Origin of the sequence: Kitasatospora sp. NPDC050543 (assembly GCF_044457565.1) — a bacterium.
Lineage (GTDB): Bacteria > Actinomycetota > Actinomycetes > Streptomycetales > Streptomycetaceae > Kitasatospora.
The window spans coordinates 1-17,864 of record NZ_JBITGZ010000024.1; the positions used below are offsets into that span (position 1 = coordinate 1).

10 protein-coding genes and 3 pseudogenes are annotated in these 17,864 nt (G+C 70.4%); 7 read left to right on the forward strand and 6 right to left on the reverse strand.

The window, feature by feature from the left end:
- Positions 1-110 precede the first annotated feature (110 nt).
- Positions 111-1,568: a DUF2252 domain-containing protein gene (locus tag ACIBH3_RS25675; RefSeq protein ID WP_396314433.1), complete on the reverse strand. Its 1,458-nt coding sequence runs from the start codon at positions 1,566-1,568 to the stop codon at positions 111-113.
- Positions 1,569-1,934: 366 nt separating this feature from the next.
- On the opposite strand from ACIBH3_RS25675, the gene ACIBH3_RS25680 reads away from it, so the two are divergent.
- Positions 1,935-2,633 carry a hypothetical protein gene (locus ACIBH3_RS25680; RefSeq protein ID WP_396314434.1) on the forward strand — a complete coding sequence of 233 codons (699 nt, stop codon included), beginning with the start codon at positions 1,935-1,937 and terminating at the stop codon, positions 2,631-2,633.
- A gap of 906 nt (positions 2,634-3,539) precedes the next feature.
- Here ACIBH3_RS25680 and ACIBH3_RS25685 read toward each other — a convergent pair.
- Complete coding sequence (locus tag ACIBH3_RS25685; RefSeq protein ID WP_396314435.1) at positions 3,540-4,475, reverse strand: LysR family transcriptional regulator; 936 nt, start codon at positions 4,473-4,475, stop codon at positions 3,540-3,542.
- A 133-nt stretch (positions 4,476-4,608) separates the two neighbouring features.
- On the opposite strand from ACIBH3_RS25685, the gene ACIBH3_RS25690 reads away from it, so the two are divergent.
- Together ACIBH3_RS25690 and ACIBH3_RS25695 are read left to right on the forward strand one after the other, a co-directional pair.
- Positions 4,609-5,877 carry an MFS transporter gene (locus tag ACIBH3_RS25690; protein WP_396314436.1) on the forward strand — a complete coding sequence of 423 codons (1,269 nt, stop codon included), beginning with the start codon at positions 4,609-4,611 and terminating at the stop codon, positions 5,875-5,877.
- An 817-nt stretch (positions 5,878-6,694) separates the two neighbouring features.
- Positions 6,695-7,786, forward strand: coding sequence for a VWA domain-containing protein (locus tag ACIBH3_RS25695; RefSeq protein ID WP_396314437.1), 1,092 nt, complete (start codon positions 6,695-6,697; stop codon positions 7,784-7,786).
- Positions 7,787-7,917: 131 nt separating this feature from the next.
- Here ACIBH3_RS25695 and ACIBH3_RS25700 read toward each other — a convergent pair.
- The 3 genes and pseudogenes from ACIBH3_RS25700 to ACIBH3_RS25710 form a co-directional block, all read right to left on the reverse strand.
- Positions 7,918-8,259 (reverse strand): annotated as a pseudogene (locus ACIBH3_RS25700) (IS630 family transposase); the annotation flags it as partial.
- Positions 8,260-8,313: 54 nt separating this feature from the next.
- Complete coding sequence (locus ACIBH3_RS25705) at positions 8,314-9,834, reverse strand: IPT/TIG domain-containing protein (protein ID WP_396314438.1); 1,521 nt, start codon at positions 9,832-9,834, stop codon at positions 8,314-8,316.
- 123 nt (positions 9,835-9,957) lie between these two features.
- Positions 9,958-10,107: a hypothetical protein gene (locus ACIBH3_RS25710; protein ID WP_396314439.1), complete on the reverse strand. Its 150-nt coding sequence runs from the start codon at positions 10,105-10,107 to the stop codon at positions 9,958-9,960.
- Positions 10,108-10,297: 190 nt separating this feature from the next.
- Between ACIBH3_RS25710 and ACIBH3_RS25715 the strand changes: the two are divergent.
- Together ACIBH3_RS25715 and ACIBH3_RS25720 are read left to right on the forward strand one after the other, a co-directional pair.
- Positions 10,298-11,398 (forward strand): annotated as a pseudogene (locus ACIBH3_RS25715) (trypsin-like peptidase domain-containing protein); the annotation flags it as partial.
- Positions 11,399-11,418: 20 nt separating this feature from the next.
- Positions 11,419-13,710 (forward strand): annotated as a pseudogene (locus ACIBH3_RS25720) (hypothetical protein).
- A 303-nt stretch (positions 13,711-14,013) separates the two neighbouring features.
- On the opposite strand, the gene ACIBH3_RS25725 reads toward ACIBH3_RS25720, so the two are convergent.
- Positions 14,014-14,571: a hypothetical protein gene (locus ACIBH3_RS25725; protein WP_396314440.1), complete on the reverse strand. Its 558-nt coding sequence runs from the start codon at positions 14,569-14,571 to the stop codon at positions 14,014-14,016.
- A gap of 887 nt (positions 14,572-15,458) precedes the next feature.
- On the opposite strand from ACIBH3_RS25725, the gene ACIBH3_RS25730 reads away from it, so the two are divergent.
- Together ACIBH3_RS25730 and ACIBH3_RS25735 are read left to right on the forward strand one after the other, a co-directional pair.
- Complete coding sequence (locus tag ACIBH3_RS25730) at positions 15,459-15,839, forward strand: hypothetical protein (protein WP_396314441.1); 381 nt, start codon at positions 15,459-15,461, stop codon at positions 15,837-15,839.
- Positions 15,840-17,583: 1,744 nt separating this feature from the next.
- Positions 17,584-17,715, forward strand: a complete 132-nt coding sequence (locus ACIBH3_RS25735; protein ID WP_396314442.1) for a hypothetical protein — start codon at positions 17,584-17,586, stop codon at positions 17,713-17,715.
- The last annotated feature ends 149 nt before the right edge of the window (positions 17,716-17,864 follow it).

Below are 17,864 nucleotides of genomic sequence, written 5' to 3' on the forward strand. Positions count from 1 at the left end.
GCGAATCCGACCGCGTCACCAGACCCCACCCGGCTGACCTGCACCTTCAACCCGGCAGGGACTCCAGGGCCCCTGAATTACGCGGAACGCAGGACAGGACGGAACACACTTCAGATCCCGGTGGTGGCTTCGGCCCTACCCTCTTTCACGGCACTCCGCAGGGCAGCGAAGTCGTGTTCGTTCTGGTCGGCGTAGGCTTCGGCGAAGTCCGCGATGGCGTGGTCGAACCGGTCGGAGCCGCCGAGGTAGGCGGCGAGCGTGATTCGGTCACCGGAGCGGGCGTGTGCTCGGGCCAGGGTCCAACCGCACAGCCGGCCGTACACCGCCATGCCCGATGGGATCATCATCTCGATCGGTGCGGAGAACTTCCAGTCCCGTAGCTGGCGCACGTAGAAGTCGCGGTCCACCCGGTCCGGGCCGGGGACGCGGGTCCAGCCGAGGAAGATGTCGCTCTGTGCCTGCATGAGGTGCTGCCCGGCGACGACGCGCTCGCCCTGGTTGCTGTACTGGCTGCGCCCGGCATACTCCACCAGGACGGACGGCTGAGCCTCCTTGGCTTGCAGGAACAGTGGCTCGACGCCGTCCCCGGCGTCCATCAGCGCGATCCAGGCGCGGGTGCCGACGCTGCCGACCCCGACGACCTTGCGGGCCATCTGGACCAGCGTGAACTGATCGAGCAGGTGTTGCCGGTCGGATTGCAGGGTGCGCCGGTACTTGCCCAGCACGGTGCGGATCAGGTCGTAGATCGCGTCGGCCTGTACATTGCTGAAGAGCTCTTCGACGGGGACGATCGTCGGGGGGGCGCTGATGATCTGCCGCCGACCGTCGACCAGGGTGGTGAGCTTGCCCAATGCCTGCGTGCTGTCACGGGTGTGGGCCTTGGCCAGCAACTCCTCGGTCGCCTTGAACCTCTTCGCCTTGACCTTGGACCTGAACTCCCCCATGGCCTCCTCGATGTCCAGGTGCGCGTACCAGACTTCCAGGAAGGGCTGCTTCGCGAAGCTGCGCATCGCCTGGCGATAGCCGTTGGCTGTCGCCAGGACGATCGTGCGGCGGGCCTTGTCGGAGAACTCGTTGTCGCGCCCCGCCACCGCCAGGCTCGCGGCCAGCCGCTTGACGTCCCACTCGAAAGGCCCGGGCAGAGTCTCGTCGAAGTCGTTGACGTCGAATACCAGTCGCCGCTCCGGCGAGGCGAACGCGCCGAAATTGGACAGATGCGCGTCTCCGCACAGCTGGACCCGCAGACCTGAGGTGGGAGTGGCGGCCAGGTCCGCCGCCATCGGCAGTGCGGCCCCCCGGTAGTAGGTGAAGGGCGATACCAGCATGCGCCCGTGCCGTACCGGCACCAGTTCCGGCACCCGCGACGCCGCCTGGCCCAGCAGCAGCCCGACCGGATCCCGCGATCTGCCCGGCTGGAACTCGCCGTGCGCCTCCAGCGGCGCTGCCTTGCGGGCTGCCTTCCCCAGTGCCGCCCGGTCCGCCCTGCTCAGGGGCTTCTGCGCCGCGCCCCGCGCGGATGCCCCCGCATCGGAGCTTCCGCCTGGCACGCCCTTTTTGGTCACCGTCATGGCCGCTCCCGTCGGGCCGCAGCCGCGCGTGCTGCTGGCTGACAAATCATCACAGATGGCTATAGATACACCTATTCCAGGCAACCTGTACGACGCCGGGACGGCATTCCCCCGAAGGAGTGAGCTGCCATCACGGTCCCGCGGCCACTCGGTCCGTTTCGCACGATCCGGTTCGCAGCGGAGCCGAGCAGAATCCATTCGTCGCGTTCCGGACGGGGAGATTCGGCAGACCGTGAATCGCCGGCCGCAGCTCAACGGTGCGCAACGACGGCAGCCGCTTTCGTGCGGCTCAGCGAGTCATCGGCGCTGGTCGCGGAAGCGGCGCGTCACTGCGTCGGCATCAGACTGGCGAGGCCACAATGGGGTATGGCATCAGGCCCGAACCCGGTCGCTCCGCCCCCGCTGACGCCGGATCAGGCCGCTGCGCGGGGTGAGCACTGGTGGCCGGTGGCGCTGGCGATCTTGGTCGCCGCGTTTCTCCACGTGGCGTTGCCTGCGAAGTACCGGGTGACCCCCTCATGGGTCGTCCCGGTCGTCATGCTCGTGCTGCTGGCCGCGCTGATCACCGGAGACCCGGGCCGCATCGATCGCCAGAAGCCATGGCTACGGATCACGACCGGTGTCGCCATTGCCTTCATGACGGTGGCGAACCTGTTCGCCGCCGCCCACTTGGTGGCCGACATCTTGACCAACAACAAGCTGTTCGCCAACAACGCCACAGGGCTGCTGGCCACCGGCGGAGTGGTCTGGGCCACGAACGTGATCACCTTCGGGCTGTGGTACTGGGATCTGGACCGCGGTGGTGCCGCCGCCCGCGCGCACCAGCCGGATGCGAATCCAGCATTGGTGTTCCCCGAGATGCAGCACACGGACTACGCGCCGGCCACCTGGGTGCCGATCTTCGCCGACTATCTGGTGCTGGCCTTCTGGACCGCCACTGCGTTCAGCCCCACCGACATCTCCGCGATCAAGCGGTGGGCCAAGCTGCTGATGATGACGGAAGCGGTGGCGTCCCTTGGAATCGGCGGGCTGGTGATCGCTCGCGCGATCAACATCTTGCAGTAGGAGCACTCGACCCTCGGGGTGGTGCGGTGGCTGAAGCCCATGCCCGCTGTCCCTTCAGTTGGAGATCAGCGGGTCCGCTCTGTTCGTAGTGGTGGCCGCTGGTTGGCGCGGGCTTGTGCTCGGCGCCTCCGGTGGTGGGCGTGGGCGACGGCCTGGTGGATGAGGCGCCGGGCGGCCGTTCGGACGAGTCCGGGAACATCGCCCCGCGCACGCCGAACTCGGCTCCTCCGACGTACAGTGCGACCGGGCAGTCCGTGGTGCCACGCACGGCGGGCCTCGCCCGGCTCACAACTTCGTCCCGGGCCGAGCGGTCGACTCACGAAGTACGTGGGACACCCGATCGGCGGGTGGGGCCCGCCGCAGGAACGTCGTGAGGAGCCGACGACGGCGTCATGTCGGGGACACGTCCGTCAACCGGCGGGGGGAGACGACTCCCGTGGCAGCCACCGGACCGGGTGGCCACTGCGGGGTGCGCAGGGCGCGGACGGCGACGCCGTCGCGACCGTCGCCGAGGCGGGCGCCGGCCAACCTGCGGCACGGGACATCCAGGGGCAGGCCCGCGTGGACGGCCGCAAGCCGGGCAGGCTCCACGGAGGTCCTTGACGATGTGTCCGGGAGCGAAGCCGTACTCAGGTCGTTGGCTGCGGCGTCCGCGTGGCTGGCGCAGGGGGGTGGGCGAGCACCTTGGGAGGGCGCCGGAACCCGTCCAGGTCGCAGGCCGCCCGGCCCGGCACGACCACCGTCGCGCCCCGCCCCCGGGGGCCGCCATGCCCCGCCATGCCCCGCCATGCCCCGCCCCGCACCGGCCGGCACGGGCGCATACCGACCCCCGTCCCTCGGCAGGTACCGCAGGCCCGGACCGTGTCCGGCCCGGCCGCGCCGCGATGGGCGCAGACGCGGCGGCGCTCAGCGCGGAATCACCCAGCCCGGCGCCCAGGTCCCGGCGGCGTCGTGGCCGACCGCTGTGGCGGCGAGGTGGGCGCGGAGGGTGGCCAGTGCCGGGTGGGGGTTGTCGCGGTGCCACAGGAGCGAGTGCGGGTAGACGGGCGTCGGGTCGGTCACCGGGATGCGGCGCAGGCCGTGGTCGGCGGGCCAGACGAGGCGTGTCTGCTCACCCATGAAGGTGGCCAGTGCCGGGGTGTCGGCGACGGTGTCGAGGAGCGCGTCGGAGCCGAAGTTGGGGCCGGTCGCCTCGATGGTGAGGCCGAACTCGGCGCCGAGGTCGTCGTAGTAGGCGGCCCACTCGGTACCGGGGACGATGCCGGGCATCCAGATCCGATGCCCGGCGAGCTGAGCGAGGGTCACCGACCGTGCGCCCGCCAGCGCGTGGGCGGGGCCGGTGAGGAGCTGGAGCGACTCGTCGAGCACCCGGACGGACTCGATGTCCTCGGGAAGGGGCCGGCCGGGGACGGCGACGGCGCGGAAGGACGCGTCGATCGCACCGGACCGAATGGCGGCGACGGCCGTCTCGATGTCGAACAGCCACACCACGTCGAGCTCGATCTCGGGGTGCGCGCGGTGGAAGCCGCGCATCAGGCCCGACGGTGCGACCCGCGAGGCGATCACGTCGACGCGCAGCGGACGGCGGCCGGTGCGCACGGACGCGAACGCGCGCTCGGCGACGCGCAGCAGCTCGCGCGCGTGGGGCAGGAACGCCTGCCCGTCGATGGTGAGCCCGGCGCCGCGCGGGGTGCGGGTGAACAGCCGCACGCCGAGCTTGCGTTCCAGCGCGGCGATGCGCTTGGAGACGGCCTGCTGGGTGACCGCCAGCTCGGCGGCGGCCTCCTGGAACTGCCCCGCTTCGGCGGCGGCGACGAAGGTCCGGACGGTGTCGAGGTCCATGCTGACACTCTATGGGTACAACCGTTGGTTGTGGCCCGTGGTCCTACGGTTGTTTGATCGCCGGGTACGGTGCTCGCTTTGATGATTTCGATCGCGGATCGGTTGTGCGAGGGAGTGGCGAGGGAGGGCGGGCATGAGGAGCGGGCACCGGCTGGGACATCTGCTCGGACAGCGGCTGGGTCGGCGGTTCGGGTGGCTGTGGGGAGCGTACGCGACCAGTGCGCTCGGCACCTGGCTCGCCTTCGGCGCGTTCCCCCTGATCGCCGTCCGGGTGCTGCACGCCGGACCGGCCGAGGTCGCCGCGCTCTCCTCCGTGGGGGCTGCGGTGGGCGCGGCCGTGGCGGTGCCGCTCGGCCCGTGGGTGGAGTTCCGCCGCAAGCGGCCGGTGCTGATCGCGATGGACCTGATGCGGTTCGCGGCGCTGCTGACGATCCCCACCGCCTTCGCGCTCGGCGTGCTCACCTTCCTCCAGCTCCTGCTGGTCTCGGTCGTCGTCGCGGCGGCCGACATCGGCTTCCGCGCCGCCTCCGGCGCGTACCTGAAGACGCTGCTGCCGGAGGAGGACCTGCTCGTCGCCAATGCCCGATTCGAGTCCACGGCCTGGACGACCACCATCATCGGACCGCCGCTGGGCGGCGCCGCGATCGGGCTCCTCGGTCCGGTGGCGACGGTGGTGGCCGACGCGGTCAGCTACCTGCTCTCGGCCCTGGGCATCCGCGCGACGGGCCGGCACGAGCCGCGGCCCGAGCGCCGGGAGGCCGCGCCCATGCGGGCCGGGGACCTGCTCGACGGTTGGCGGTACATCCTCGCCGACGCGACGCTGCGTCCGCTGTTCTTCAACACCGTCCTGTTCAACGGCCTGGTGATGGCCGCCGAGCCGCTGCTGGCCGTCCTGATGCTCGGCCCACTCGGGTTCGCACCGTGGCAGTACGGCCTCGCCTTCGCCGCGCCCTCGATCGGTGGGCTGCTCGGTTCGCGGCTGGCCCGACCGCTCGTCACCCGGTTCGGGCAGCACCGGGTCCTGCTCGTGGCCGGGACGCTACGCGCGATCTGGCCCGTCGGCCTGGCCTTCCTGGGGCCGGGCACCGGAGGGCTGCTGCTGGTGATCGGCGTCGAGCTCGGACTCATCTTCTGCTGCGGCGTCTTCAACCCCGTCTGCGCCACCTACCGCCTCCAGCACACCGCGACCGACCGGGTCACCCGCACACTGTCCGCCTGGGCGGTGACGGCCAAGGCCTCGACCGCGCTCCTGACGGCCGGCTGGGGCGTACTGGGCGCCCTGCTCGGCCCGCGTACGGCCATCGGCCTGGCCGGCGTGCTCCTGCTGGCAACCCCGCTGCTGCTCCTCCGCCGCACGGCAGCGCCCCTTCCCCAGCCGGACCCGGCGTCTAGCCGAGCCTGACACGCCCGCCACGGCCGTCACCGCGACCGCGCCGGCCTCTACACGGACCACCTCGTCGACGGTGACCCAGGAGCCAGAGCCGCACCGCGTTCTGACACACCTGAAACGGCCGCCCCGGGGGCCGGTGAGATCCGTTCCGGTGGCTGGTCGGTTCCACCGCCGACACCGGGCCGGTTTGTGGGGAGGTCCCGGTCAGCCGGTTGGTTTCCGTGCTCGTGGCCGCTGGTGAGAAGTGTGGGCGTTCGCGCAGGCCAGGGGCCGGCTGGTACGGCTCGGGGTACACCGTTCGGTTCGGCGGTACGGGCGTCCTCTGACAGTGGATCTCGGCCCTTCGCCAAGTGAATCCGGCTGCCACTCCCGGCCCAACTCGCAGACGAATACGGTGACTGCGGCAAGCACATCGAGCAGCGGGGGAGCACTCGGGTATGCGCGTCTTGGCGGGGCGGTACGAGCTGCTGCAGTTGGTGGGCAGAGGGGCATGGGCGAGGTATGGGAGGGTGTCGACCGCGAGCTCGGCCGAACCGTGGCCGTGAAGGTGCTGCCCGTCGAACTCACCCGTCAGGAGGACTATCGCCCCACCGCTGAAGGCCCTGGCCGCCCATCGGTGGAGACAGGTCCATCGATCTCGCGGAGCCTCCTGCTGGGACAAGTGCCGGTGCAAGTCACACCCATCGCCCAGAAGGCCAGATCTGGCGGACGGTCGGCATCCATGGGACCCCAGGTCAGAACGGAGTGTCAGTGCGTCCTCGTAGTGTGGAAGCAACGTTGGAGGGGCGCCGGAAAGGCGTCGAAAGAGCGTTGGAAGAGGGGTAGAACCATGTCTGCGACCAGGATCAAGCACAAGGTCAACCACGTCTCGCTCGTGGTCGACAAGTCCGGCTCGATGCGCCAGCACGAGGCGCAACTCGTCCGTGTGGTGGACGAGTTCGTGAAGGGCCTTCAGGAGGAGTCCGACCGACTCGGTCACGAGACCCGCATCAGCCTTTACGCATTCGATCACGAGGTGCAGAACCTGGTCTGGGACATGGACGTCAAGCACCTGCCGTCCCTGCAGGGCCTTTACAAGGTCAACAACGGTGCGACGGCGCTGATCGAGGCGGCCGTGAAGTCCGTCGACGACCTGAAGAACATCTGGGAAGGGTATGGGGAACACTCCTTCCTCCAGGTCGTCGTCACCGACGGCGAGGAGAACGCCTCCGGCTACTCGGAGACCGGCCAGATGCACACCCGTATGAACGCCGGCCGGGGCACCGCCGTCCTGCGCGGGTGGATGGACCGCATCCAGGGCGCCATGGACAACCTTCCTGATCACTGGACGTCGGCGATCCTGGTCCCGAACTCCCTGGCCAAGCGCACCGCTCAGGAGTACGGCTTCCCGGCGGGCAACATCGCGATCTGGGATGCGGACTCCAGCAAGGGCGTCGAGGAGGCCATCGGCACCGTCAAGGCGGCTGCCACGAGCTTCCTGCGGGGCCGCGAACAGGGCGTGCGCGGTACCAGGAACCTGTTCGCCATGGGCCAGGACTTGAGCACGGCCGAGGTGAAGGCCAATCTCGATGCGCTGGACACCGGCAAGTACATCCTGGTCCCGGTCGACCAGCAGATGCCGATCCGCGACTTCGTCACCAGCGCCGGGCACCCGTACAAGACCGGCTGCGCCTTCTACGAGCTGTCCAAGCGTGAGAAGGTCCAGGGCAACAAGCAGCTCGCCGTGGCGGAGAAGGACCCGGCCACCGGCCGGATGACAGGCAGGGTGTTCTCGGGCCCGGCGGCCCGCCAGCTCCTCGGCCTGCCGGCGTCGGAGGTCACGGTGAAGCCGGGCGACAACCCGTCGTACACCCTGTTCGTCCAATCGACCTCCGTCAACCGGAAGCTGGTGCCGGGCACCAAGCTGCTCGTCCTCCTGTAGCTGAGAACTGCGATCCAGCCACGGACGCGGCGGGGCGCTGCTGGCTCCACTCGTGCACGCCGAAAGGCAGCTCAACTTCTGCAGGACCCATCCGGAGGGCCGGCGTCGCTTGAGGCCGAGGCTCGGTGATGCTTGGACTTGGCGATCTTCTTGATCTCGCGACGCTCGGGCAATGTGAAGATCTTCGGCCGGCCGCCCCGGTACTTCGGACAGAGCGAGTCGAAGCCGTCCGTGTTGAGGTTGTGGATCACATCCCGGAGCCGATGCGCGTTGCTGAAGGTCAGCTCGGCGATCTTCGCCACATCCATGCGCTGAGCCGACAGCAGCACCATCTGGGCCCGCCGCCAGGTCACCACCGACCCGGCGCCCCGACGGACGGGCCGTAGCAGCCGCCTCCCCTCGTCGTCATCGCTCTCACGGACCCGCACGCGTTCAGCAACGTGATCATTCTGGCCGTCCGCAGCCGCCGACAGCAGCACCGGGCACCTCGTCCCAAGAGAGCGAACGTTGCCTGATGCGCCACAGGATCACCCGGTGTAGCTGAACTCGTTGGACCCGGCGGTGGGGGTCAGGTAGCCGTTGGTCAGCACCCGGACGTTCACGGTCGCGGGCGCGATCGGGCTCTGGTCCGGCAGCGGCGCCCGCACGGCGATCTCGGTCGACGTGACGGAAATGATGTCGGCGGTCCTGTTCCCGAAGTACACGACGGGGTTCTCCGCGAAGCCCACGCCGTTGATGGCGACCTTGGTCTCGACCGTTCCCGAGGCCGGGGAGATGTCGAAGACCAACGCCGGCTGCGGGCCGTCATAGGCGAACTGGTTGAACAGTGAGGCCGAGGAGGTGCCCAGGATGTTGGTCACCTGGACGTCGACGACACCGGTCCCTTCGGGTGCGTAACACGTGATCTGTGTGCCGTTCCCGTTGACGGTGAACTTCTCGCACGGGAGGGTGCCGAAGTCGACCACGGTTTCGGCCAGTTGGGGATCAGTGCCGAAGCCGCTGCCGTGGATGGTGATCTCCGTGCCGATGGGTCCGAACGTGGGGCTGAGCGAGTTCACCACCGGTCCGGAGCTCACCACGGGTGCCCCGACCTGTCCCAGGTACGTGGAATTGGCGTGTTGGAAGGCCACTTGGGCCATGAAGTCCTCGACCGAACTCCGGGTCGCGTACGGGTCGTACGTACCGGGCTTCCCGTAGTCGGTGTTCAGGGTGTACGGACTGCCCGGCTGGACATACACGTTGGGCCCGGGGAGGGAGGCGATCGTCGAAATGAGTGCCTTCACATCGAAGTCGGCCGCCGGTCCGGGATCCGGGTACCAGTTCTTGGCGGCGGCGAGGCTCGCCCAGGCCTGCGGAATCAGGTCCCACGTGTTGTAGCAGTGCTCGTTCGCGACCCACTGCAGGGAGTTGACGAAGTCGGCGAAGCCCTGATCGCCGGCCGTGGGCGCGGCGAAGGTCGACAGCGCGAACTGTGGTGTGTTGACCGGCCACTCCACCGCTTTCAGGTACGGCGCGACCATAGTGGCGATGCAGCCGCCCAGGCTGTGACCGACGACGTAGACCGTCGGGTTCGCGGGCGCCTGGCGGATCGCGTTGTCGAGCGCCTGCACCAGGTTGACGCCGGCCGAGCCCATGGTGACGACCTGGGTGAACGCCGTCATGGCGCCCTTCGACACCGAGACGGGCTGCGGCGACCCGCAGCCGGTGAACGGCACGACGGTGCCAACGGAGAGGTCCTCGAGCAGGTCGGTTGCGCTGGCGGCAACCGTGCCGCGGATGACCACGGCGAACTCGTTCGGGCCGGAGGTGTTCTTCACCAGGTACGCCAGGTTGGCGTTGTCCGGGCTCAGCCCGAGCCATAGGAGCTGCCAGTCGCCGCTCGTCGCGAGGGAGGGGTCCGACAGCTGGGCGTTGACGCCGAGCGTGATTCGCGCCGCCTGCTCCGAAAGGGTCTCCCCCGACGGACGCGGGGTCGCCCCGGTGGCCGCGATCGCGGCCAGAGTCATGGCCACCTTACGGGTTGTCGGATCCAGCGGCTGCACTGTCATACCTGCTCCTCGGGTACTCGCCCAGTAGGTTCGTATCCAAATCTATGGGCCGGGGCAGGTGCCTGATATCCGGTCGGTTACGCGGCGGAGCCCGGGTTCAGGCTTTCGGCCCAATGCGGCCGCTCAGCCGGTCGCCTTCGCTAACTCGGCGACGAAGGTCTCGACGAAGACCGGCAGGCCGGCCGGTTTGCCGCTGGTGATCCGCAGGCTGCGGCCCTGGCGGTCGACCCTGCGCGCAGGGACGCAGCCGGGATCACCCACCAACGTCAGCAACCCTCCGAGGCAAATCAGCCAGGCCAGATTCCGCGAGTGCCGGCGCCCCGAACGGTCCGGGCGGCCGTATCGACGGGATCGTCAACCAGCCGCGTGGCAGCCCGAGTTCGATCGCTCGCCCACGGTGTCCAGCCCGCCACAGTACCGTTGTCTGGCGTGAATTGACCGGATGGCCTATGTCGGGGGTCCCATGTCCGTGTTGAACGCCGTTCCAAGCGACACAGCCGTCGCCCGCATCCTGGGCGGCGACGGCAGACCGGTCGGGACGGGCTTCCTGGTCCGTGACCACGCGGTACTCACCTGCGCCCATGTGGTCTGTGCCGCGCTGGGTGAGCCCGCGGACCGTACGGAGCGGCCTGACGGGCAGGTCACGCTGGACTTCCCGCTGGCGGCGCCCGGGCAGCGGATCACGGCTGAGATCGCCGCCTGGACGAAGATCGAGGTGGACCAGTCGGGGGACATCGCCGTACTCAAGCTGCTCGGCCCCCCGCCCGAGGGAGCCGTCCCCGCTCAGCTGGTGGACCACGTCTCCGGCGCCGACCGCAGGGTACGCACCTTCGGGTTCCCGCCGGGCAGCGACGAAGGCGCGTGGAGCAGCGGCACGGTCCGGGGCGCGGTGGCCACCGGCTGGCTCCAGTGCGACTCCGACCCCGCCAGCCAGTACCGCGTGGAGCAGGGCTTCTCCGGCGCACCCGTCTGGGACGCCGGCCAGGGCGTGGTGGTCGGAGTCGTCGCCGCCAGCGTCCGTTCGGCCGTCCGCACCGGCTATCTGATCCCGACGAGGACGCTGCGCCGCACCTGGCCGGCCCTCGGCGACCCACTGGCCCCGAACCCGTTCCGCTGGCTGAAGCCCTTCCGGCAGAGTGATTCCTCGCTCTTCCACGGCCGCGAGAAGCCGACTCGGGAGATTCTCGACAAGCTGCGCTACGGCTCCGGGGTAAGCCTGGTCGGCCCGTCCGGCAGCGGCAAGTCCTCGCTGCTGAACGGCGGTCTGCTGCCCAGGCTGAGCGCGGACGAGGATCTGACCGTCGCGCACTTCAGCCCGGGGCAGCAGCGCGGTACGCCACTCGACGCGCTGGCCGCCGCGTTGCTGCCCCTGCGGGAGCCCGAAGTCTCCGAGGTGGCACGGCTGGAGCGTCTGCCGCAGCTGGCGGAGCGGCTTCGCGAGGGGCAACTGGTCGCGGTGACCGACCGGATCCGTGCCCTGCAGGGCACCGGCAGAATGCTGCTGATCGTCGACCAGTTCGAGGAGGCGCTGGTGGCGGGGACCGGGCCCGAACTCGACGCGTTCGCCGGCGCGCTCGGCGCTGCATGCGCAACGAGCACCGGTTACAGGTCGTCATCGCCCTGCGTGCCGACTTCCTCGGGACGGTGCTCGACCACCCGGCGCTGGCGCCGTTGTTCGGCCCGCAGCGCTCGTACAACCTGGGCGCGATGTCGCAAGCGGAACTGCGCGAGGCCGTGGAACGCCCGCTGGAGAACACCGACATCCGGTACGAACCAGGCCTGGTGGAGCGGATCCTGCAGGACCTGGGCACCGACCTCGGCCGGCTGCCGCTGCTGGAGACGGCGCTCACCGAGCTGTGGGCCGCCCAGCAGCGCAAGGTGATCTCGCACGCCGCGTACGAGAATCTCGGCGGAGTCAGGAACGCCCTGGTCAACCATGCGGAGCGGGTGTGACAGAGCTTCGACGAGGAGCAGCGGCGGCAGGCGGCCGCCCTGCTGACCCAGCTCGTCCAACCCGGGGACACCAGGACAGGGCCCACCCGCCGGGTCGCGGCCCGCACCGAGTTGCACCCGGACCAGTGGCGGGTCGCCCAACGGCTGATGACCACCCGGCTGGTGGTTCCGGCCGAAGGCCACCGCACCGGCGAAGGGCCGCCGGTGGAAACGGTGACACTGGCCCACGAGAGCCTGCTGACCCACTGGGACCGGCTGAGCGCCCTGGCCCACGCCGAGCAGGGCTTTTGCAGCTGGCAGGACGATCTGCGGCGGCACATCACCCGATGGGAAGCCGCCCGGCATGCCCGTAGCCGGCTGCTGCGCGGCGCCGACCTGCGCGACGCCCGCGACTGGATGCGCCGCAAGGAGCGCGAACTGCCCGACCGCGAGCGCAAGTTCATCAGCGCCAGCGTGACCTGGTCACGCCGCCTCAGAGCGCTGACCGCCGCGGTGGCGACGGTGGTGGCGGTGGCCGGCGGTGGCGGCACCTGGCTCTGGCGTCACAATCTGGTGCGGGAGTCATCCTCCGCCGCCGCCAGGACCCTGGCTCAGCAGTCCAGGGAGGCGGACGAGAGTACCGGCCCCTGGGACGGCTTCACCGCACTGCTGCTGGGCATGCGCGCGTACCGAACCGAGGACAATCCGCAGACCCGGGCGCTGCTCGGCGAGTACTTCGCCCGGTACGGCTTCGCCGACCTGGTGGTCCCCGACTACTCCCGGTCCTCGTCGAAGCCGGTCGGCGGACCGGCTCAGACCACCGCCGACGGCCGTACCGTCCTCTCGCAGGCGGCCGACGGGAAGACCGCGATCTGGAAGCTGGGCGGCCCCGGCACCGTCCGGGTGCCCGTCGACCGGCATGACGGTGCCCAGGCGCTGAGCCCGGACGGATCGTGGCTGGCGTTCAGCGACGGCCCCGGTCTCTTCGGCACGGTCCCCGACCTCGACCACCCTGTGATCAGGCAGGACCAGACGGTCAGGCTGCGTGACCTGCGCAGCGGCGAGGTCCGCGAGCTCGAGCCGCCACCGGGCATCGAACCGTTCCCCGACTTCGCCGAGCTGGGCGCCGAGCCGGGTACCAGCCTGCCGCTGCCCGAGGCTCCGGCCGAGCAGTCGGTCCCGCTCTCCTACGAGCAGCTGGTCTTCGACTCCACCGGTGCCTTCGTGGCCGCGCAGACCACCGGCGGCCGCCAGGTGGTGTGGGAAGTGGCCACCGGCCGGGTCCACGCGGTCCTGACCGGAGGGCCGTCCTTCCTCACCGACCTCTGGCTCACGCCCGGTGCCTCGGCGACCGTCTCCGTGCGGTTGCGTCTTGCCAACACCGGCGGCTACTCCATGAGCGTACGGGATGTCGGCGGGGCGGCGGACGCCCCCGCCCGCGAGCTCGCTTCTGCCCTGAACCCCCAGGATATCGAGTTCGTCGACTACAGTCCGGACGGCTCCGCGCTCGCCGTGCTGGACCTGAAACTCGCGGACGTGACCCGGCCCCGCAGCACGCTGACGGTGTTCGAACTGCCGAGCGGCAAGGTGCTGCGACAGGAGAACCTGGACTCCGCCTCGATCGCGTCCGGGCTCTCCACCACCGGGGCCGGGAATGTCCTGCTGTACACCAGCTCCGTGGCGCAGGAGCAGGGCGCAGTCCGCTCCGTCCCCAGCGAATGGACCGCGGTGGACCTGCGCGGGCTCACGGGGAACCCCACCGCCGCCGTCCTCACCGGGCACGGACTGACCGCGATCATCACCGACCGCCAGGGCAACCCGGTCGACCGGCTCCCGGCAAGGCCGTCCGGAACAGCGGCACCCGCATCCGCCGGGGACGCCGGGCAGTGGTTCACCCGGGCCGGATCCTCGGCGACACGGAGCTTCCGAACGCCGCCAAGCTGAAGCTGCCGGCGGGCGGCTTCGAAGGGTCGCTGTGCGACCCAGAGACGAGGAAACCAGCGACCACGATGTGCCCGGTGTCCTCCCCTGCGGGGGTCGTCCAACGGCATCCGCAGCAGCTGGGTCTTGGTCCGACAGGAGTCTCCTCGACTCTGACGTCCCGCTACCAAGGAATCAGGTGGGCACGGGAGGGAAGCAGCTGGCACTCATTGGCGAGACCCGGCAGCGGAGATCGATCCGGGTACTTGAGATGCCGGCGAGAAGTGACGGCACTCCAGGCGAGGTGTCGACGGTGCTGACGACTCGTCATCGACGGAGGGTGAATCCGCCCTGGATGATCCAGGTGTTGGGTTCGGTGGGCGTGCACTTGGTGGCTTTGGCCGGGGCGCTGTAGTCGAGGGCGTTGGCGCCCGCCCAGCCGACCTGGTGCTCGCCGTGTTCGTCGGCGGGGTAGAAGGTGAGTGCGGTCTCGGGGTGCCAGGTGCTCGGTGCCGGGTCCGGTTGGGTCTGGCCTGCGGGGACGGTGAAGTGGAGTGAGTCGATGGGCCCGGTGACGGTGACGGCGGCGCCGTTGGTGGTGAGGCAGTCGATGCTCATCTCGACCCGGACGGTACTGCCCCCTGGGAACACGTGTTGGATGGTGGCGTGCCCGCGGGCCTCGCGGCCGGCGGTGGTGCGGGCGTCGACCCGGGCGGTGAGCCGCTCGCCGGGCGGTGTGGGGCCTGGGCCGCGGTCGTTGAGGAGGGTCCAGGCGTGCAGGCTCTGATGGCGGGTGGTTTCGGCGGCCGGGGCCGCTGAGGCTGCGGTGGTGGTGACGGCGGTCACGGCGGTGGTGAGCGCGATGCCGGCGATGAGCTTTCGCACAGGTGCTCCTCGGGTGGGTCGATGGAGGTGGCGACAGCGGGTGCTCGCCGTCCGATGTCTCAAAGATCGCAGTCAGCCCGGGCCCGGACGTCCGCCGTAAGGAGGGACCGGCTCCCCTGCGCGGGGGAGAGCCGATCCTGGCAGGGACGGCTACCGAACGCCGTCACGTCTGCGGGCTGGAAGCGACGCCCGGCGCGCTGCCGTCGCCGAGCTCCGAACGACTCGGCTTGCTGGCCCCATGATGTCCCGCTTCCGGTACTACGACCTCGCCCTCGTCAGTTGTCTGAACGAATGTCTGAACGAACGCCTCCGGCGGGGCAGCGATCGGCCTGCCCGGCACACCACGGCGTGACGGAAGCGCCCGGGGAGCACGAGCCAACCAACGGCCTCCCGAGCCCGGGAATCGCCCGGTCCTCGGCCTGGCGCCACTCCGGGTCATCGGCGGACAGGCCCCGAGCTGGATCGAGGATCTGCGCGTCAGTGCCGCGAGGTCTCCGCTCACGCGGCGGCCCTGCGTGGCGCCGGACTGATCACTGCCAAGCGCGCGCTCGTCCGTGAGCAAGGTAGCCCTGACCCCGTCGATCGGGCGCAGCAGCGACGGGTTGTGGCCAGCGCCTTCACCAAGGTCTGCTGCGCCTTCGTGCCTGTGGTCAATCCGCTGTCAGGACCTGTGTCACGCGTAGCGATCCCCACCGGAGTGCGTTTCAGAAGTCGATTGAGCTCTGTCGTGATCCATCGACGGGACGTGGAGATCCGCCGCTGTCACGATCAATCCCGTCCCCGACAGAGTCAGGCCGAGAGCCCTCGACGTGGTTCACGGCGCCGCAGTACCAGGGGCGTCCGGGACGTATGGGGTCACCGGGGCATACGGGGTCACCGGGCTCGGGATGACGGAGGGCTCCGGGCTGCTGTCGGCGCCGGGGGTGGGTGTAGGTACGTTCGGTGCGGTGGGTGTGGGGTTGGTGGGCTGGGGGGTGGGTGTAGGTACGTTCGGTGCGGTGGGTGTCGGGCTGGTGGGCTGGGGGGTGGGTGTAGGTACGTTCGGTGCGGTGGGTGTCGGGCTGGTGGGCTCGTGGGTCGGGGTCGGCACGTCCGGTGCGGTGGGTGTCGGGCTGGTGGGCTCGTGGGTCGGGGTCGGCACGTCCGGTGCGGTGGGTGTCGGGCTGGTGGGCTGGGGGGTGGGTGAGGTGGTGGCAGAGGTGCTCGGGGAGGGCCGGGGGTGCTGGCGGGTGGGTGTGGGCTTGGGCGGCGCCGGCGTGGGCGAGTAGGTGGGGCTGGGCAGCGGGGCCACGGTTCTGCCAGGCACCGGTACGGCGGGCTTCGTGGTCGGTGCGGATGCGTCCGGCCTGCTCGGAAGTTGGACCGCCCGGTAGTCGTGCTGCTCGGGTAGCAGCGAGTCGGCGGGGGCCGTGGCAGGCAGGACTGTGGTGGTGGCGGGGCGGACGGGCGGGGATGTGGAGGGTGAGGGTGTGGAGGGCGGGGTGCCGCCCTGGGAGTTGGAGGTCGAACTCGGTTCTGGGGTCGGCGGGTTGTCGGCCGGCGGTTGGTCCGGGGCCGCCGCGTCCAGCCTGGTGCTGACGGTCGGTGTGTCGCCGTGCTGGAGGGCTGTGTGCAGGCCGGCCAGAGCAGCGGTGACGGCCGACGCCGCCAGCGCCCAGGTTGTCACGCGCCGGGGGAGCGGACTACGCCTACCGGGTCGGCCTCTCGGGCGCCGGTGGGCGCGGGCCGCCGGATTCGCGGACCTGGGCACGGTCGGCATTGACACCGTGTGCGCCTCGGCGTCAGCGGCCCCGGGGCCGGGCTTCTGCTGGGGAACGGGCACCACGGTGGAGTGACCTGCGTCGGTTGCGCCGACGTTCCCGAAGGGTGTGCCGGGTACGGTGAACGAGCATGTGGCGCAGGCCGCGTCGCTCGGGCCGGAAGGCGTGGACCGCTGCGCGGTCAGTGGCCCGGCACTGTCGTCGAGGAGAGCGGCCAGTCGGCGGCAGGTGCGGTCGGCGGCGCGGGCGACCCGGGCGCGCAGGTACTCGTCGAACTCTTCGGGCTGGTCGTCGGTCCCCGAGGCGCCCGCTCTGGTGTGGTGCAGGCTGGACGGCGGGTCGGAGGCTCCCGCCGGTTCCAGCACTGCCTGCAGGACCGCCGTCCTGCATGCCTCGGGTGTGGCCAGCAGAGCTTCCAGGAGTGCGGCGTCCTGCTGGGTGAGCATGCCCGAGGCTTCGATCGGCTGTCGCTCCTGGGGCCGAAGGAACCGCGTGACGGCCCTGAGCGACGAGGAGCGGGTGCCAGGAGTGGAGGCGGCCTGCTGCGCCATCGCCAGTCGCGCCACGCTGACCAGGAAGATGGGCCAGGCGTAGGTCTGTTTGCTTCCGGTACTGATGGCCCGCCACACTTCGGCGAATGCCGCCGCACGCCTCTGGGCGGTGTTCTGGCCGCACGAGGAGCGAAGCGCGAAGGCCAGCGCGGCTTCCCGGTACCGCCCGAGGACCTCGTCGTCCTGCCAGGGAGGGGCGACGCCCGGGGTGAGGGGCCGGGCGACTTCGGCGCCGGCGGCACCTGTGAACACGGAGTCGGGCTCTGACACTGTTCTCCTCAGGAATGCGGGTCTGGTGCTACCGGAGCTGACGGCGTGCGGGTCGCGAACACCCGGCGGCGGGCGCGGACCGGTGGAGTCGGCGAACAGCGGTGCACGGGGTTGTAAGAGAGCCGACCGATCGGCCCTGTCCCGCAGCTTTGCCAAGTCTTTGCATGCGGTGAGTCTCCACGCGTCCGGCGGGCCGACCGGTCGACGGGGCCTCGTGAAGCTACAGGCGCCGGACGGGCGTCTCTACGTGCCGACGGCTTCCCGCGGCGAAGCTCGAACTCGTCAGCACACGCGGACGCCGATCGACTGGTGACGAGCTGATCGTCAGCTCCCAGGAGCGGCCACGGCTGGTCGAGATCAGCGAGAACCCGCGCGACCGGATCGCCGAGGCCGAACGGGAGGGCCGGCGGGGAGAGATCCAGGGCCTGTCGGTGAGCCTGGATGCGGCCGAGGCGAAGACCGCTCGGATCGATGCCCGGCAGGAACGCGGCGCATCCCCGGTCCTCCTCGGCCCGCCGATCTTCGACGGCATCGCCGCCTCCACCGTCACGGTGCGGGGGTGACCCAGCCGACGGCGGGACCGCGGCGCTCCACCAGGACGACGTCGTGTGGCGGCCGAGGCGTTCGCGGGTGCCGACCACCCGGACCCGGGGCGTCGCGCCGCCGCGTCCGGTGGTGAGCACCTTCGGCACCTCGGCGGAGATGTCGATGC

What these genes read in the sequence shown, in the direction of transcription:
- ACIBH3_RS25675 (WP_396314433.1), bottom strand. Translation starts at nt 1,568, where the DNA reads ATGACGGTGACCAAAAAGGGCGTGCCAGGCGGAAGCTCCGATGCGGGG.
- ACIBH3_RS25680 (WP_396314434.1), top strand. Translation starts at nt 1,935, where the DNA reads ATGGCATCAGGCCCGAACCCGGTCGCTCCGCCCCCGCTGACGCCGGAT.
- ACIBH3_RS25685 (WP_396314435.1), bottom strand. Translation starts at nt 4,475, where the DNA reads ATGGACCTCGACACCGTCCGGACCTTCGTCGCCGCCGCCGAAGCGGGG.
- ACIBH3_RS25690 (WP_396314436.1), top strand. Translation starts at nt 4,609, where the DNA reads ATGAGGAGCGGGCACCGGCTGGGACATCTGCTCGGACAGCGGCTGGGT.
- ACIBH3_RS25695 (WP_396314437.1), top strand. Translation starts at nt 6,695, where the DNA reads ATGTCTGCGACCAGGATCAAGCACAAGGTCAACCACGTCTCGCTCGTG.
- ACIBH3_RS25705 (WP_396314438.1), bottom strand. Translation starts at nt 9,834, where the DNA reads ATGACAGTGCAGCCGCTGGATCCGACAACCCGTAAGGTGGCCATGACT.
- ACIBH3_RS25730 (WP_396314441.1), top strand. Translation starts at nt 15,459, where the DNA reads ATGACGGAGGGCTCCGGGCTGCTGTCGGCGCCGGGGGTGGGTGTAGGT.